The following is a 15,880-nucleotide window of genomic DNA, read 5'->3' as shown; positions in this document are numbered from 1 at the left end:
CCAGGTTATGTTAAAATTCGCGACTTTCATTAGTACAGGTTAGACCCATGGATAAGACTTATTCCCCACATGATATTGAGCAAGCATGTTATGAAAAATGGGAAAGCCACCATTATTTTGCTCCCCGGGGTGAAGGCAAAAGCTATTGCATTATGCTGCCCCCTCCCAATGTGACCGGCAGCTTGCATATGGGTCATGGATTCCAACATACAGTAATGGATGCGTTGACACGTTATCATCGTATGCAAGGATTCAGAACACTGTGGCAACCTGGAACCGACCATGCGGGAATTTCAACCCAGCTTGTGGTTGAGCGTAAATTAGATAGCGAAGGCTTATCCCGTAAAAACATGACCCGTGAAGAATTTCTAGAGCGCGTCTGGCAATGGAAGGAAGAATCGGGGAATACCATTACCAGCCAAATGCGCCGCATCGGTTCTTCAGTGGATTGGTCAAGAGAACGATTTACCATGGACGAAGGATTATCAGCCGCAGTCCAAAAAGTTTTCGTGCAGCTTTACGAAGAAGGTTTAATCTATCGCGGCACGCGATTAGTGAATTGGGATCCCAAACTGGGCACTGCAGTTTCTGATCTTGAAGTAATTGCCGAAGAAGAAGATGGGTTTTTATGGCATATTCACTACCCTCTCGTTGATTCGGACGAATCAATCACTATCGCCACTACCCGCCCTGAGACACTGCTGGGCGATACAGCCGTTGCCGTTCATCCCGAAGATACGCGCTATCAACATCTGATTGGTAAATATCTCCAGCTTCCTTTATGCAATCGCACGATTCCCATTATTGCGGATGATTATGTTGAGCAAGAATTTGGCAGTGGTTGCGTAAAAATTACTCCTGCACATGATTTTAATGATCATGAAGTAGGAAAACGCCATGACTTACCCTTAATCAATATATTGACTAAAAAAGGGACAATTAATAAAAATGCCCCGGTTGATTATCAAGGCATGGATCGGTTTGTAGCACGAGAACAAATCGTACAAGATTTAGAAAAAGCCGGCTTATTAGTCAAAGTAGAACCGCATAAATTAAAAGTTCCTCGCGGTGAAAAATCCAATGTCATTATTGAGCCTCTGCTCACTGATCAATGGTATGTCAAAACCAAACCTCTTGCTGAACCCGCTATTGAAGCGGTGCAAAAGGGTGAGATTCGTTTTATCCCCGAAAACTGGACTAAAACTTACTTTCAATGGATGGAAAATATCGAAGATTGGTGTATTAGTAGACAATTATGGTGGGGGCATCGCATCCCTGCTTGGTACGATAATCACGGCCATGTCTACGTCGGATACAGCGAAAATGACATTCGCTTTAAAAATAAACTCGATGATTCAATTACTTTAAAACAAGACGAAGACGTGCTTGACACTTGGTTTTCTTCAGCTCTTTGGCCTTTTTCTACCTTGGGTTGGCCGGAACGAACTCCTGAACTAGAGCAATTTTATCCTACGTCAGTGTTAGTCACGGGTTTTGACATCATCTTCTTCTGGGTGGCACGCATGATTATGATGGGCCTGAAATTTACCGCTAAAGTTCCCTTCAAAGAGGTGATGATCACTGGCCTTATTCGCGACAGTGAAGGCCAAAAAATGTCAAAATCAAAAGGCAATGTCCTTGATCCAATAGATATTATTGATGGCATTGGTATTGACCATTTAGTCGAAAAGCGAACCTCTAATCTCATGCTTCCTTCTGTCCGCGACCGAATTGCCAAAGCAACCCGCAAAGAATTTCCTGATGGTATCCCTGCGTTTGGTACTGATGCACTACGCTTTACCTTCTGCTCATTAGCATCCACAGGCCGTAATGTCCGTTTTGATATCGGTCGTGTAGAAGGCTATCGCAATTTCTGTAATAAATTATGGAACGCGTCACGTTATGTTCTACTCAACACCGATGAAGAACAGATTGATTTCGGCGATGGTGCTTTTCAATACAGCCCGGCGGATCAATGGATCTTTTCACGATTACAACATACTATCGCACAATGCCATCATTATTTTGAAACCTATCGTTTCGATTTATTAGCGAGTACGCTTTACGAATTCGTCTGGCATGAATACTGTGATTGGTATCTTGAGCTATCAAAACCAGTCCTTTATGACACCCAAGCTTTGGGGGCGATGAAGCGAGGAACACGCCGTACCTTAATCCATGTGTTGGATCAAATTCTCAAACTATTGCATCCAATCATGCCTTTTATCACAGAAGAAATTTGGCAGCGCACAAGCAAATTAACCAGTCAAAACGGCGAAAGTATTATGCTGAGCCCCTATCCGCAAGTGAATGAAGAATTCATCAACCCTGGGGTTGAAGAGGAATTAACCTGGTTAAAAACAGTGATTCAATCGATTCGCACCATTCGCAGCGAAATGACTATTTCCCCTGCTAAACTAATCCCTTTGCTGTTACGAAATGTCACACCAACGATTAAAGAGCGGGTTGAAAAATATCAAAATACCTTAATTGCCTTGGGTAAATTAACTCATATCCATTGTATGAGTGAGCAGGAACCAACACCTGTATCCGCTTCTGCCGTGGTTGGCGAAATGGAATTGCTTATTCCTATGGCAGGTTTAATCGATAAAGAAGCGGAAGTATCTCGCCTGAATAAAGAAATCGCTAAACTTGATAAAGACATTGCGCTTGCCGAAGGGAAACTGAACAATCCTAAATTTACCGATAAAGCGCCTGCGGAAATTATCGCTAAAGAACAGGAAAAGCTCAGTCAGGCACAGCTCACAAAAGATAAGCTGTTACAGAATAAAAAGACGATTGAGACACTTTAAGTCTAAGCACTGCAAGTTGGAGCTTGGCCCATAGCCGTCAAACTAAGAATGAGGATCATTAATTTTATCCCGTTCTGCCTGAGGAGCACGCAGGGCGTGCGTCTCGAAGGCTTGAGATGCTCGAAGGGTCAGTGCCCTGCCCCCTGAGGCTCTTGAAGGCCTGCCCTGAGGCCTCTCGAAGGGGGGCTTTTGCGGCACTTCGAGACAGCGCTGCGCGCTTCCTCAGTGCGAGCGGGATAAACAAAAGGAGTAATGAACTAAATAGTCTATTTAATTTCGTGTGGATAGCTCATCGGACATAAGCAAGAAGAGAGTTTTATTCCTTTCGAACAATCAACCGCTGATAAACCAACTGCTGAAAAAATTTAACCTTTTCTAAATAAATTACATGCGTTGTAATGTTTTAAGACCTAACAAAGACAAGCCTAACTTCAAAATTCGTGAGGTTAATTTAGCCAATTTAAGCCGAGAGAATTTTAATAACTGATCTTCCTGATTTAAAATAGGGCAGGCCTCATAAAACGACGAAAAGGTACCCGCCAACTCATAAAGATAGGTGCAAAGCAAATGTGGAGAAGCTTTCAGGGCAACAGTATCGATGATTTCCGGGAATAAAATAAGCTGTTTGGCTAATGAAACATCGTTAGCATTCTGCAAAAGCAGAGGCTCTGTAAAGGAATCTAAGTTGACCTCTGCTTTTTGGAATAAACTGTTGATGCGGGTATAGGCATATAAAAGATAAGGCGCGGTATTGCCCTCAAAGCTTAACATAGCATCCCAATCAAACATGTAATCACTGGTGCGGTTTTTTGATAAATCCGCATATTTGATTGATGAGATCCCCAAGACTCTGGCCATTTCTTCCAACTCCTCAGGAGGATAGGCAGTAGTTTGTTTAGTTTCAATTAATTGTTTTGCACGTCGCTCAGCCTCATCGAGCAAATCCACTAGTTTGGTCACACCGCCTTCTCGACTTTTAAAGGGTTTGCCGGATTTGTCTAAAACCATTCCAAAACTAACATGTTCTAATTGCATGGAAGGATTTGCAAAGCCGGCCTTATAGGCTAAAGCAAAAATTTGCTGAAAATGTAGGGATTGCCGTGCATCGACGACGTATAAACCCCGGTCAGCTTTTAATTTGCTCTGTCGGTAATAAATGGCTGCGAGATCGGTAGAGGAATATAAAAAACCACCATCCTTTTTTTGCACAATGACAGGCAGAAGTTCATTGTTTTTGCCTTTGAATTCATCAAGAAATACGCATTGTGCCCCTTCATGCTCAACTAATAAACCCTGCTCTCGTAAAGAGTCCACTATCATTGGTAAAAGCTCATTGTAGGCACTTTCCGCTTGAACATCTTTAGTCTGCAAAGAAACACCTAATCGCTCATAAATTTCTTGGCAATGCGCCAAGGATAATTTGATAAATTTTGCCCATAACGCCAAGCAATGTGCATCACCGGATTGCAAAAGTACAACTTTCAGCCTAGCTCTTTCTGCAAAATGGGGTTCATTATCAAAACGGTTTTTCGCAGCCTTATAAAAACTCTCCAAATCATTAAGCCGCACTTCGCCTTGATGACTAGATTCTTCATCTTCTAAATGCGCAAGCAACATACCAAATTGAGTACCCCAATCACCAACATGGTTTTGGCGAATGACTTTATGCCCTTTTAACTCCAAAACACGGACTATTGCATCACCAATGATGGTTGAGCGTAAATGACCTACATGCATTTCTTTAGCTAAATTAGGCGAAGAATAATCAACCACCACGGTATGTGGTTCTTCACTAGAAAGCACTCCGCATACAGCAGACTCCCAAATTTGTTTCAGTTGATTCTGTAGGCCCTGTTGACTCATAGTAAAATTGATAAAACCAGGCCCGGCAATTTCAACGCGCTCTAGATCTTCAGGAAGCGAAATACAAGCAATTAAACGTTCCGCTAATACCCTTGGCGGCATGCCTACTAATTTTGCTAGGATCATCGCCAAATTACTGGAAAAATCGCCATGATTTGGATCTCTTGGACGTTCAATATTCACATTGAACATATTGGGGAAGGTCAATTGATCTTGTATTGATAGTTTTTCTAAGGCTTGGAGTAAAAGAGATTCAATTTTCTGTTTCATAATTCTTAATTCTAGTTCAATTTATTCTTGCTTAATGATTAGGCCATCTTAATCAAAAAATGCTGGAACTCAAATCATTTTTTCTAGGATAATTCTTATTTCTCAAAGCTAAGGCACTAGCTTATTTACTAACTTCAAAATTAATGAGATTCTGAAACAGCTTAAGTCACAGAAAAACAGATAAGGGATTATGGGAGTCAGAATTAATGAGAAATTTAACTGTGCAAAAATATGTGCAAAAAGCGCTGGAAAAAGCAGATATCACCATCAACGGCAGCAAACCTCATGACATCATACTTCGCGATGAGCGGGCATTAAAACGCATTATTACCGACGGTTCTCTGGGATTGGGAGAAACCTACATGGAAGGATGGTGGGACTGCAATAACTTAGATACCCTCTCCTACCAACTCTGCAAGGCAGAAATGCATAAAGAAATGAAAACTAATTTTTTTCACTTCGTTTATAGCCTTTCATCAAAACTTATCAATCGACAAACTGTTCGACGCTCCAAACAAGTTGCCCAACGACATTACAATCTGGATCATCATTTATTTGAGTTAATGTTAGGCAAAAGCATGGCCTATAGCTGTGGTTATTGGCGAAATGCTCACGATCTAGACTCAGCACAACAAGCAAAATATGACTTAATTTGTAAAAAAATATATCTAACTGAAAATGATACTTTGCTTGATATTGGCTGTGGCTGGGGAGGATTCGCAGCGTATGCAGCTGAGAATTATGGCTGCAAAGTGGTTGGTATTAGCATTGCGTCCAACCAAATCTCTTATGCTAAAAACCATTATAGTCATCTGCCTATTGAGTTTTATACCGCAGATTATCGCCACAGTCATATTTATAATTCTGAGAAAAAACAGTTCACAAAAATGGTTAGTATTGGTGCCTTTGAGCACTTTGGCCGAAAAAACTACGTTTCTTTCCTGCAATTAATGAAAGAGCAACTTAATGACGATGGTCTGTTTCTGTTGCACACTATCGGAAATAATGAAACCGTCACAACCACGGATCGCTGGATTAACAAATATATTTTTCCTAATGGAAGCCTGCCCTCGATGATCCAATTATCAAATTCTTTGGAAACCATTTTTCTAGTCGAAGACTGGCACAATTTTGGCGCTTATTACGACGATACTCTATTGGCTTGGAATCAAAACTTTGAACAGCATTGGGATTCGATAAAATCTCAGTTTGACCTCCGATTTTACCGCATGTGGCGCTATTATTTACTGATGTGCGCTGGCATGTTTCGCTCAAGAACAGCGCAAGTCTGGCAGCTTGTTTTATCTAAATCCGGTGTAAAAGACGGCTATGAAAGTGTGCGTTGAAACCCTTTAGTTTTTGAGAATAAACAAGCCTGGTTGCTTGCAGCCAGGTTTGATCTTGTAACCAATTGATTTATATAATATTTTATCCTAACCATGATTAATGGGAAATACTCTAAAATTGGTTTATAGGAAAAAATATCATGAAATCCAAAGCTAGCTATTCTACTCTTAGCCCTCCAACTACCCCACCACCGAAAAAGTCTGTATACGCACATAATCCCTATATTGCCTTGCCAGAAAAAAACGCTGCAAAGAATAATAAAGCAGATGAAGCTGAGGTAAAACCTAATTCAAACCCTAATACTAGTAATTGACGAATTTTATCAGGCAGTTATGAAAAATCACTAGAAGAAAACGCTATTTCAATCACCTCATTGGGCTCAAACATCGACTTAAAATAGTTAAAACTTTCAAGTCTGGACTGATCGTCTTGATCGCGTGAAAGCAAATCTTGTCCGTAGATTGCCATATCTTCGATAATTCGTTCATATCGGTAATAAGACAACAGAGTTTTATCAAGGTTTACTTCCCCATAACCCTCATAAAAAAGACGGATTTCATGGGGTGTATTCCATACATTACCAACGCCAGCCCCAATGAACATCAAATCACGTTCTTTTGGTGCCAACATAGGCTCGTCCCAATCAATAATGTAAATAGACTCCTCATTAACAAGCAATACATTGCCGGCATGAATATCAGAATGACAGAGCACATATTGCTCAAAATCAGGTTGAATTTTTTTAGATAATTCTTCTGAAGAACCAACTAATTGGTGAATCGAATCGATATTTTGCTTAAAAAAAGTTTTGAAATCCGTTGTGATTTTATCATCTGAATTATTCAATTCAATTTTACTAAAAAAGGATTTAACAATTTCACGCCATTGAGTTGAGTAGGTTTCTTTTCTTAGTTGTTGTTGAATCGAGTGGGGAACAGAGGTTTCATGAATTTTTCTTAAAACGCTGCCTAACTGTTTCCATTGTTTTTCTGTCAAATTTTGTGTGAAACCATTTGCTGCATGAATAAAAGGATACACAATTATTTTAAACTGCTCCAATTGCTGAAATAATTTTTCTTCAACTGTAGGGATAGGAAAAATAATTTCTTTTATTCCAGAATCATGCAAGAGACGGATAATTGCTAAGTTAATTTCATCATAATCGCCGTATTTTAGTTTAACGAAATAGGAATGAGATTCTGCATCGGCTTTATATCCAAATGCATTCATATCAGCACCACCCTGGAAGAGTTTTACTGTATGAATATCAATTCCATAATGAACTTTCAAAAGTTCAATAATATGTTGATCTTGAATGATTTTTTTTAGCATATCGTTTTATCTATGTGGAGCAGTAAATTTTCCTAAGAACTGCACTGTCTTTTTTACCTCAACAAAAGCATTGTGCAACGGGTTGATAACTAAATTAAACTCCTCTGGCACCATAACCGAAGGAATAGCCATTGCCAAATATTGCTTAGGATCATAAAAATTTTTTGCGGCAAAATCTCGACAGGAATTAGGTGAGGGCGTATTTTTCCATTCTTTAGGTAAATCAGAAACTTTATAGAGCACTAGCAATTCTTCTGGAATTTCAATCGAAAATTTATAATAACTAAATCCAGAAACCGGCAGGCCGTTATGTGATAACCATTCTAAGGTAGAAAGAGATATTGATTGTGAGCCATATACCGCTTTTGTCCCTAGGTGATTCCATCGACCTGCAACGGATAATCCACCCTCACCTGAAAATACGATATCTACCTCTGGATGTTGATGACCTCTAAACCAGACGGACATTAGTTATAGATTCCATATTTAATTTGTAATAAGGTTTGTTCAACAAGACGATGCCCTGCTTCAGTATCCAATAAATCCATTGGAATTTGATCTCCTAAAGAGAGGATTTTTCTATAAAGCCAATTTTTTGCTTCTTGTCTTCCTAAAACTTCTTGCGCATTCTGTACAACAGAGAATAATCTTAAAAATTTTTCCGTAGAGCTGGAATCGAGTAATTTATGTTCTTTTTTCTTTGCAAAATAGGTAGAGGTCGTAATTTTTAACCGACTAAGGACATCCTTTACTACAAAAGATTGCTCATTAAGAAAATTTTCAATCAACTCAGGCTTAATACCTTCCCGTATTGTTTCTATTTCTTTAATAGGATCGTTAAAACAACTCATTAGCTGATTCGTACTAGATGACATAATAATCCTCTCCGCTGTTAAGAGGCATGATAAGTCCGAATCCGCAATTATTCAATTCCAAATATGGAGTTATCATAAATGAAACCTTCTTAGGCAACCTGTCCCGCTGCCCAACCCGAAGACCAAGCCCATTGAAAATTATATCCGCCTAACCAGCCTGTTATATCTAAGGCTTCGCCAATAAAATACAAGCCAGGAACGTCGTTTGCTTCCATGGTTTTTGAAGAAATTGCGTTGCAATCAACCCCTCCTATCGTGACTTCCGCAGTTCTATAACCCTCAGTGCCATTAGGTTTTACAATCCAAGTATGCATTTGCCCGGCGATTGCGCTCAGGTCTCGATTGGATAATTCAGAAAGCTTTGTTTCAGCGAGGTTTGGGGGAATAAATACCTCGACTACCCGCTTGGGTAAGTACATCGATAAAATGGAATTTAATTGTTTTTGCGGCATTTCAAGACGCGCTTTTTTTAGCAGCTCAAAAAGATCTTGTTCAGGTAAAAAGTCAATAGAAATGGGTTCTCCAGGGTTCCAATAGGAGGATAATTGTAAAATTGCTGGGCCGCTTAATCCTCTATGAGTAAATAATATATTCTCTCTAAACTCATTTCGTTCACTTTTAACGTAGCTATCAATACTAACGCCTGAAAGTGTTGAACATTTTTCTTTATCATTGACATCCAAGGTCAAAGGAACAAGTCCGGCTCTAGTTGGCCAGACTTTTATACCAAATTGCTCAGCCACTTTATAAGCAAAAGGACTTGCACCCATGGTAGGGATAGAAAGGCCGCCAGTAGCGATAATTAATGAGCTGCAGAGAAAGCTACCTCGATTGGAGTGAATTTTGAACTGATTGGTATCCATTCGTTGAATCTTTTCTACCGTTGTACTTAAGTGAATTAATGCGCCTGCTTTATCACACTCAGCCAGTAACATATCGACTATATCTTTTGATTTATTATCACAAAATAATTGCCCTAGCGTTTTTTCGTGAAAAGGAATAGCGTGTTTTTTAACCAGATCTATAAAATCCCATTGTGTATAACGGCTCAACGCCGATTTAAAAAAATGAGGATTATGCGAAAAATATTTATGGGGCTCGATGTAATAGTTAGTAAAATTACAGCGCCCTCCCCCAGACATAAGAATTTTTTTACCCACTTTGTTGGCATGATCTAGAATAAGAACTTTGCGACGGCGTTTGCCTACTTCAATTGCACTCATCAAACCGGCAGCCCCGGCTCCAATAATTATAACGTCAACTTGTTCCATATCTAAACAACTTTTAAGAAAGATCAGGCGAATTTTTGGCCTAAGAGTAAACTAAAATAGTTAAGATGTAACTATCCGCTTCATCCCCTAGCGGATGTATCCATCCCTACTTTAGCATTATACCACTTTAATAGAGGGTTCTCTGCCTTCTCAGAGCTGACTATTTGGACCCGGCTCAATATCGAAGCAGAGTAAACGTTAAGCTTTAATTCCTTATTGGTAATGACCAAACAATTATGATTAAATAACGAGCATCTATTGTATTTTTTTTGTGTATAATGTCGGCAAATAATTTAGTTAGAAGGTAATTGCTGATGTACAGTAAACATAATTATGATTTTTTTCAAACAAAGGATAGAAAAACACCCAGGAAAAAAACAAGGATGAGTGACAGGGAGATTCCTCTTCGAGCAAAAGACTCCAATACATCTGAACTACAAAGTGCGAAATTATCGGGCTCTTTTAAATCACCTAGTGACTTACAACACTCTTCCCATGATGAATATGAGTACGCAAGCGCTCTTTGTCCAGCGCTATGGAATATGCCTTATGAGGATATGTATAAGGATCGTTTACTCAGTTTATCTATTCCACCTCACTATAAGCCCAAACCCTCAGTAGAAAAAGCCACATTTACTCCAGTTGCAGAGCAATACATCAATGTATCCGGCCTACCAAAAGACTATTATCTAAATCCGCTTTGTTGGGCTGACAAAACAGAGATTTGCATTGGATTGAACGATACAATGTTTATATACAATTTGAAAACGCATAAAGCAAACTATTATATAGGGTCATCGGCCATCACTGCCCTGGCGTATAATTCGGGGGGTTCTAACGCTGGGATTTATGCCATAGCAGGATTAGACGGTAAGGTACACTACATTGATTCTGGTGTCCTTGCTGAATTTCGATTAACCCACGGAATTGGAGCCTGTACTAAAATTGTATCCGATGGGGCGCATGGTTTTTATGCAGCATCTAAATATAGCCATTCCCTGACACATATTGATTTACGAAATCCCCCAGGATCACACCCTGTCCATATTTTTGAAAATTACATAGCTGGATTTACATTTAGCCAGCAAAATGATGTTGGTACCTTGGCAATTAGCAACGGAACAACGGTGGAAATCTATGATCCGTCCTATCTAAATCACCCTCGATTAATATTTAAAGAGCATCGCTCGCCATCAAAAGCTTTAGCATTTTCTCCCAATAATAAGTACATCGCTAGTGGCGGTGGTACAGACGATCAAAGCTTAAAAATATGGAATCCTGAGTCCGGAAAAATTATTTCTCAGGCTACCACCACCTATGCACAGGTCTGTAATGTTCATTGGTTGGATGAACAAAATATCTTTATTACTGAAGGCTACAATTCTGGAGTTTCCTGTTGGACTATCAATGGGAGACAATTACGCAAGAGCGGCAGCAGCAGTGATCCGCATAAGGATAGAGTATTATATTCGGCTCAAGACCCGGCAGCCCCCCAAAAAATAGTGACAGCAAGTCCTGATCAAATTTTGAGTTTTTGGTCTGTTCGCAAAAAATCAGCTGCTAGTAAAGCAGAAATACCAGGTATACCAGGTATACCAGACTCGTTTTTATCTGGAAATAGAATACGTTAATTAACAATCGTTCAAGCTTTGATGCATAGAAATACATCAAGGCTTGAACGATTATTTTAGCGATAATTCAACGGTAAATGTTAAAGTTATTTACACTGAAGCTGAACATCCCCCTCGAATTGTACATTTTTTTATCAAAAATTCCAGCATAGACCCCTTGTCCCATCAGGGCTCTGCTCCAATTAACTAAATCTTTACGCTTTTGATTGGCCTAGAGTGAAAGTTCACTAGGCTATAATTAGAACGATGGATTGTGCATCATCATCAGGTAACAAGAAATAAGGAGATTTATGATGAATATCAAATCAGTAGTAGCTGGGGTAATTGTCGCCACAACTATGATTGCTGCGGCACCAAGTTTTGCAGGAACGGTGTGTACAACATCAACTTGCGGAGTTTGGGCAGTTCCTGCGCAATTCTCAGGAACAGGATGGCACATGGTTCCATGCAATGCTGTTCTCCCACATGCTACAACCTGGCAGCAATATAGTAGTGGAAGCTATGCTCCACCTGTAACAGGAAGAGGCTCATTACTCCCACTAGGACTATAATTGCTGTACAGGAGATTAATTAAGAAATAGGTTCTGTGGAAAAAAAGCCAAAATTGCCTTGTTAAGGCATGATTCTTTTGGCTTTATACCTAGAACCTATTCTTGAAGACCGTCCAACCTGTTTTTTATATGGAAATATAAATAGGTCTGATTATCTTGAATAGTCAGACTTATATTTATACATGACAATAGCAAGACCACCTCTTGGACTCTTTAACTATGCAATTTGAGACAATTTTGATACCTCAATGAAAGAGGTTATCGAAGTATCTCCTAAAGCCTTGGATCGTTGCTTCAATATAGCTGTTACTTAAGGCTTAGATATTAAAAAATGGTCTTATTGAGCCTGTGGAGAGATGGGCGAAAAGGCATTCAGCGTTGTCAAGGTATGGGCAGATAAGACTTCTGGCATTATTTCTGCATGTCAGATTGCAGTGTTTACTAAATAAAGATTGTTTCATTACCCAATTGCTAATTAAAAGAGGGAAATTATGGAATTAGATAGTGCTGAACTTATTAAAATCGTGAATTGTCTTAAGCAAACGAGGTTTTTTAAAGTCCTAAGCCCTCAGGCAATGTGGCAAATTGCAAATATTTGCAGGGTTCGATCGTTTCATGCAGGAGAGCTGATAATGGAAGAGGGTTCAGAAGCTCAAGGTATTTTTATTATCACCAAAGGAAAGGTTGAAATTTTCAAAACGTCAAAGGCTGCCGAGATGCTTCATCTTGCCGAATTGAAGGAGAACGATCTTTTTGGTGAAATTTCTATTCTTGATGCTTTAGAAACTACGGCCTCTGCAAAGGCGATATCCGATGTGGACTGCTTTTTCATTTCTTCATTTGATTTTACCACCGAGGTCCAAAGCCATCCTGAGATAGCAATACAATTACTGCGACTTCTGGGGGCAAATCTCAGGGATGCCGCTAACGGGGCTTGAAGTCCATCGGAACAAAAGGCACATGAAGAGCTTTCGATCTAAAAGGCATTGTTAATCATCATTTGGCCCAAACATCTTAGGATATATATTTGACCCAGATGTATCTTCGATTGATCTTTTTACCAAAATAATTCCCATTAATACATTTAGAAATTATATAAATCCTTATCAATATTGAAATCTTTTATGCCCCCTAGGTTTAACACAGAGTTTTGCAATTTCTAAAGTTTACTCTTTAAGCTCTTTAATTTCAGGCTTAGTTAACCACGATTTTGGAGTATCTATCTTAAAAATAAAAAATAACTGCCCCATAATAATTAACAAGGCTGATATTGATAAGGGCAATTGAGGGGATGCGAAATGGCCATCTTTCATATTTAGCATAATGAACCTGTTGACACCTCTTTATTTCGCCATTCTTTTAAATAGTTAAATACAGTAGCCCGACCTAATTTTAAAACTTTTGCTACATAATCAGCTGCCTTTTTTTCATTAAAAGCACCCAATTCCCACAAATGTTGAACTAAAGCTTTTTTATTAGCTGCATTCAAATGAGCAAATTCAAGCTCATGTTTTTGCAAATACTCATTAGTAGCAATGTGGACTTTTTCCTGCCAGTCATTGATAAATAAGCTTTTTGGTGCGGAAGAGTCTGAAATTTTGAGAAAAATTTCTGCTAACTCTTTCATTTTACTAAACAAAGAACACTCCACATTAATACAGAGCAGCCATCTATCCTCAAGTACTACTGAAGTAAATTTGATTAATTTTCCATCAAAATTAATTTTTTGATATATTTTTTTGCCAATATCCTGCTTATCAATTCCATCCTTATCCAGTAATGAAGGATCTCCAACCTGCCTCCTCGATAAGCCCCCATTGATATAAAGGATTGTATCTGATTCCAAATCGTGGATGACTAACTCAAGAAGTGGTTCCATGAGAAGAACCATGGCATCGCAAAGGGGAATATAGTTAGTTAAGGGCATTATTTATACTTAATAGTCTATTTTTATATAAATATATACTAAAAAGTATTGACATGCAACTTATAAGAAGCGCAGAATACAAATCTCATTAGGGTAGATCCCCTATAAATAATCTTCGGGAGCAATCAAATGAATATCGGCTTTATTTTTGCTATCTTGGCAGCACTATTTAATGCTTCAGTGGGAGTATTAAGCGAAGGAGCATTTATTAGCGGCGTCTCTGCTGTACAGGTTGCATTTTATAAATGTCTGGTGGCTTTATTGATTTTATCGATTGCGCTGAGTTGCAATTCATCTCAATTAAAAGAATGTTTCGCCTTAAGAAAACATATTTTCAAAATTATACCGCTGGCACTATGCGGGATTTTTGTACTCTATTATTTTGAAACCAGTGCTTATCAATTCACTAGTATCGCACTCACGGTTTTTACTTTACAGGGAGTTTCTACAATCACTACCTTCTTGGCTAGCCATTTTGTTTTAAAGGTTAGGCACAGTCAAAAAGATTGGCTTAGTTTAGTACTCGCCATGATTGGCTTAGCCATCTTTTACCTCTCCAGTAATGATTCGTTTAAAATCAATTGGGGACTACTCTTAGCGACTGTTGCTGGTATCGGCTATGGATTATTTTTAACCTTAAACAAAAAAGTTAAACTTCCCCATCAGGGCGTGCCCCTTTTATGGTGGTTATTATTGCTAGGTACGATTTTTCTAGCTATTCCAAGCACGTTTAATCAATTCACCCTACCATCGTTCAATGGATTGATCTGCATCGCAGCACTAGCTATTCTTGGAACCATCGGTGGATTTTACTGCACTATCAAAGCGCTAACCTTATTAGATGCGGCTAAGGTTCAACTCTATGAACTTAGTGAGCCTATTTTTGCAGCAGCACTTGGGTTACTCTTTTTTGATCAAATCTTAGGTTTTTCAGATATTTTAGGTGCACTATTCATATTTTCAGCAATATTATTGTTAAACAGGCCCATAAAGTCTGCTGCTGTCTCTGAAGATCTAATCCATTGATCAAAGCATAGTTGCTTCATCCTTACGTCATCCCTGAATGTGTTAGCTACACAGCGCAGGATGACGTGTGGAAATGATGTGATGAGGAGAAATGAAATAATACTAAGAGGATCGAAGCTCCCTCCGTTAGGACTTCCTTATGTTTCTAATTTTTCAATCAAATAAAACAATTTATTCAAGGTGTCGTTTTTCACTCTGAAACTAGCAAAAGTCGCCTTTTCTTTACTATCTGTAATATGACTCGCAAAACTAATCACACGATTACCCTTTTCAATCCAGCCTACGAACCATCCCTGTTGCAGAGCTAGTTTTTGGTTTCTGTCCTGGGTTGACAGTCGGCCATTCCCTGTTTTTCCATAGAGTTTCCACCCACCAGCTAACTCTTGAATATAAAGAACCTCTTTAGTCATCGTGAACGCTTTGGGGCTTAGAGGTAATTTTTTGTTGATTATTTCTTGTAGAAAGCGAATTTGCTCTTTTGGTGAAATGGCAAGCGAGCTTGAAAGCCAGGCATGGGTTAAACCATTATTCTGGCCTTTGTCACCAGAGACATCCTGATTGCCATAGTGAAAGGCTTCAACATAGTCCTTAAAGCGCTTCATACCTAATTGTTGCGTTAAAACTTGCGAATACCAAACACAGGAATCTCTTATCCAGCTATGCGGATTATGAGGATATTTCCAGGTATTGAGGTAAAGCTCATATCCTTTTTTGTAGGGCCATTCAGGATGTAAAGCATCTTTTAAGATGCCTGAATCAAACCCCATAAGGCTCAAGGCAATTTTAAAGGTTGATTGTGGCGTATAGCGCTGATTGCAATCCTTGCCTTCATGCAGAAGTAGTGTTTGATCTTCATAGACCAAAAAGCAAGAGCCTTGCGCCCAAGTATTAACACAATAGAATAGTGTTATACCTAGAATTGTAGATATTTTCTTCATAAAAACTCCAATATCGCTGTCATTGGTAGGGGTACA

At 39.0% G+C, this 15,880-nt stretch carries 15 protein-coding genes; 7 read left to right on the top strand and 8 right to left on the bottom strand.

Annotated elements, in window-relative coordinates; genetic code table 11:
- Window positions 1–47: 47 nt before the first annotated feature.
- A complete protein-coding gene (locus Lnau_RS03460) occupies window positions 48–2,813 on the top strand; it encodes a valine--tRNA ligase (protein WP_058503761.1) in 2,766 nt (921 codons plus the stop codon).
- Window positions 2,814–3,197: 384 nt separating this feature from the next.
- Here the strand turns inward: Lnau_RS03460 and argS are convergent, their stop codons facing one another.
- Entirely contained in the window at window positions 3,198–4,946 is a 1,749-nt protein-coding gene (gene argS / locus Lnau_RS03455) for an arginine--tRNA ligase (protein ID WP_058503760.1), read from the bottom strand.
- 206 nt (window positions 4,947–5,152) lie between these two features.
- On the opposite strand from argS, the gene cfa reads away from it, so the two are divergent.
- Together cfa and Lnau_RS16330 are read left to right on the top strand one after the other, a co-directional pair.
- Window positions 5,153–6,292, top strand: coding sequence for a cyclopropane fatty acyl phospholipid synthase (gene cfa / locus Lnau_RS03450; protein WP_058503759.1), 1,140 nt, complete (start codon window positions 5,153–5,155; stop codon window positions 6,290–6,292).
- A gap of 140 nt (window positions 6,293–6,432) precedes the next feature.
- The gene (locus Lnau_RS16330; protein ID WP_157070620.1) at window positions 6,433–6,606 is read left to right on the top strand and encodes a hypothetical protein; all 174 of its coding nucleotides are present in this window, start codon (window positions 6,433–6,435) and stop codon (window positions 6,604–6,606) included.
- A 17-nt stretch (window positions 6,607–6,623) separates the two neighbouring features.
- Here the strand turns inward: Lnau_RS16330 and Lnau_RS03445 are convergent, their stop codons facing one another.
- The 4 genes from Lnau_RS03445 to Lnau_RS03430 form a co-directional block, all read right to left on the bottom strand.
- Window positions 6,624–7,625 (bottom strand): phosphotransferase, encoded by a 1,002-nt coding sequence (locus Lnau_RS03445; RefSeq protein ID WP_058503758.1) that lies wholly within the window; start codon window positions 7,623–7,625, stop codon window positions 6,624–6,626.
- A 6-nt stretch (window positions 7,626–7,631) separates the two neighbouring features.
- Entirely contained in the window at window positions 7,632–8,093 is a 462-nt protein-coding gene (locus tag Lnau_RS03440; RefSeq protein WP_058503757.1) for an RES family NAD+ phosphorylase, read from the bottom strand.
- Window positions 8,093–8,500, bottom strand: coding sequence for an antitoxin Xre/MbcA/ParS toxin-binding domain-containing protein (locus tag Lnau_RS03435; RefSeq protein WP_058503756.1), 408 nt, complete (start codon window positions 8,498–8,500; stop codon window positions 8,093–8,095). The genes Lnau_RS03440 and Lnau_RS03435 overlap by 1 nt, the downstream gene beginning before the upstream one ends.
- Window positions 8,501–8,589: 89 nt before the next feature.
- Window positions 8,590–9,771, bottom strand: coding sequence for a BaiN/RdsA family NAD(P)/FAD-dependent oxidoreductase (locus Lnau_RS03430; RefSeq protein WP_058503755.1), 1,182 nt, complete (start codon window positions 9,769–9,771; stop codon window positions 8,590–8,592).
- Window positions 9,772–10,085: 314 nt separating this feature from the next.
- Here Lnau_RS03430 and Lnau_RS03425 point away from each other — a divergent pair, with 314 nt between their 5' ends.
- From Lnau_RS03425 to Lnau_RS03415, 3 genes are all read left to right on the top strand, one after another.
- Window positions 10,086–11,402: a WD40 repeat domain-containing protein gene (locus Lnau_RS03425; RefSeq protein ID WP_058503754.1), complete on the top strand. Its 1,317-nt coding sequence runs from the start codon at window positions 10,086–10,088 to the stop codon at window positions 11,400–11,402.
- A gap of 290 nt (window positions 11,403–11,692) precedes the next feature.
- The gene (locus Lnau_RS03420) at window positions 11,693–11,953 is read left to right on the top strand and encodes a hypothetical protein (RefSeq protein WP_238585912.1); all 261 of its coding nucleotides are present in this window, start codon (window positions 11,693–11,695) and stop codon (window positions 11,951–11,953) included.
- A 575-nt stretch (window positions 11,954–12,528) separates the two neighbouring features.
- Entirely contained in the window at window positions 12,529–12,891 is a 363-nt protein-coding gene (locus Lnau_RS03415; RefSeq protein WP_162263174.1) for a Crp/Fnr family transcriptional regulator, read from the top strand.
- A gap of 228 nt (window positions 12,892–13,119) precedes the next feature.
- On the opposite strand, the gene Lnau_RS16325 is transcribed toward Lnau_RS03415, so the two are convergent.
- Complete coding sequence (locus Lnau_RS16325) at window positions 13,120–13,275, bottom strand: hypothetical protein (RefSeq protein WP_157070619.1); 156 nt, start codon at window positions 13,273–13,275, stop codon at window positions 13,120–13,122.
- Window positions 13,269–13,880: a helix-turn-helix transcriptional regulator gene (locus tag Lnau_RS03410; RefSeq protein WP_058503751.1), complete on the bottom strand. Its 612-nt coding sequence runs from the start codon at window positions 13,878–13,880 to the stop codon at window positions 13,269–13,271. Before Lnau_RS03410 ends, Lnau_RS16325 begins: the two co-directional genes overlap by 7 nt.
- 129 nt (window positions 13,881–14,009) lie before the next feature.
- Between Lnau_RS03410 and Lnau_RS03405 the strand changes: the two genes are divergently transcribed.
- The gene (locus Lnau_RS03405; protein WP_058503750.1) at window positions 14,010–14,906 is read left to right on the top strand and encodes a DMT family transporter; all 897 of its coding nucleotides are present in this window, start codon (window positions 14,010–14,012) and stop codon (window positions 14,904–14,906) included.
- Between the two features lie 137 nt (window positions 14,907–15,043).
- Here Lnau_RS03405 and blaOXA read toward each other — a convergent pair whose 3' ends face one another.
- Entirely contained in the window at window positions 15,044–15,844 is an 801-nt protein-coding gene (blaOXA, locus tag Lnau_RS03400) for a class D beta-lactamase (protein WP_058503749.1), read from the bottom strand.
- Between the last annotated feature and the right edge of the window lie 36 nt (window positions 15,845–15,880).

Origin of the sequence: Legionella nautarum (assembly GCF_001467895.1) — a bacterium.
In the GTDB taxonomy this organism is placed as follows: domain Bacteria; phylum Pseudomonadota; class Gammaproteobacteria; order Legionellales; family Legionellaceae; genus Tatlockia; species Tatlockia nautarum.
Note: the sequence above shows the minus strand (reverse complement) of the source record. Positions and strands in the feature narration are given on the sequence as shown.

What these genes read in the sequence shown, in the direction of transcription:
- Lnau_RS03460 (WP_058503761.1), top strand. Translation starts at nt 48, where the DNA reads ATGGATAAGACTTATTCCCCACATGATATTGAGCAAGCATGTTATGAA.
- argS (WP_058503760.1), bottom strand. Translation starts at nt 4,946, where the DNA reads ATGAAACAGAAAATTGAATCTCTTTTACTCCAAGCCTTAGAAAAACTA.
- cfa (WP_058503759.1), top strand. Translation starts at nt 5,153, where the DNA reads ATGAGAAATTTAACTGTGCAAAAATATGTGCAAAAAGCGCTGGAAAAA.
- Lnau_RS16330 (WP_157070620.1), top strand. Translation starts at nt 6,433, where the DNA reads ATGAAATCCAAAGCTAGCTATTCTACTCTTAGCCCTCCAACTACCCCA.
- Lnau_RS03445 (WP_058503758.1), bottom strand. Translation starts at nt 7,625, where the DNA reads ATGCTAAAAAAAATCATTCAAGATCAACATATTATTGAACTTTTGAAA.
- Lnau_RS03440 (WP_058503757.1), bottom strand. Translation starts at nt 8,093, where the DNA reads ATGTCCGTCTGGTTTAGAGGTCATCAACATCCAGAGGTAGATATCGTA.
- Lnau_RS03435 (WP_058503756.1), bottom strand. Translation starts at nt 8,500, where the DNA reads ATGTCATCTAGTACGAATCAGCTAATGAGTTGTTTTAACGATCCTATT.
- Lnau_RS03430 (WP_058503755.1), bottom strand. Translation starts at nt 9,771, where the DNA reads ATGGAACAAGTTGACGTTATAATTATTGGAGCCGGGGCTGCCGGTTTG.
- Lnau_RS03425 (WP_058503754.1), top strand. Translation starts at nt 10,086, where the DNA reads ATGTACAGTAAACATAATTATGATTTTTTTCAAACAAAGGATAGAAAA.
- Lnau_RS03420 (WP_238585912.1), top strand. Translation starts at nt 11,693, where the DNA reads ATGATGAATATCAAATCAGTAGTAGCTGGGGTAATTGTCGCCACAACT.
- Lnau_RS03415 (WP_162263174.1), top strand. Translation starts at nt 12,529, where the DNA reads ATGTGGCAAATTGCAAATATTTGCAGGGTTCGATCGTTTCATGCAGGA.
- Lnau_RS16325 (WP_157070619.1), bottom strand. Translation starts at nt 13,275, where the DNA reads ATGCTAAATATGAAAGATGGCCATTTCGCATCCCCTCAATTGCCCTTA.
- Lnau_RS03410 (WP_058503751.1), bottom strand. Translation starts at nt 13,880, where the DNA reads ATGCCCTTAACTAACTATATTCCCCTTTGCGATGCCATGGTTCTTCTC.
- Lnau_RS03405 (WP_058503750.1), top strand. Translation starts at nt 14,010, where the DNA reads ATGAATATCGGCTTTATTTTTGCTATCTTGGCAGCACTATTTAATGCT.
- blaOXA (WP_058503749.1), bottom strand. Translation starts at nt 15,844, where the DNA reads ATGAAGAAAATATCTACAATTCTAGGTATAACACTATTCTATTGTGTT.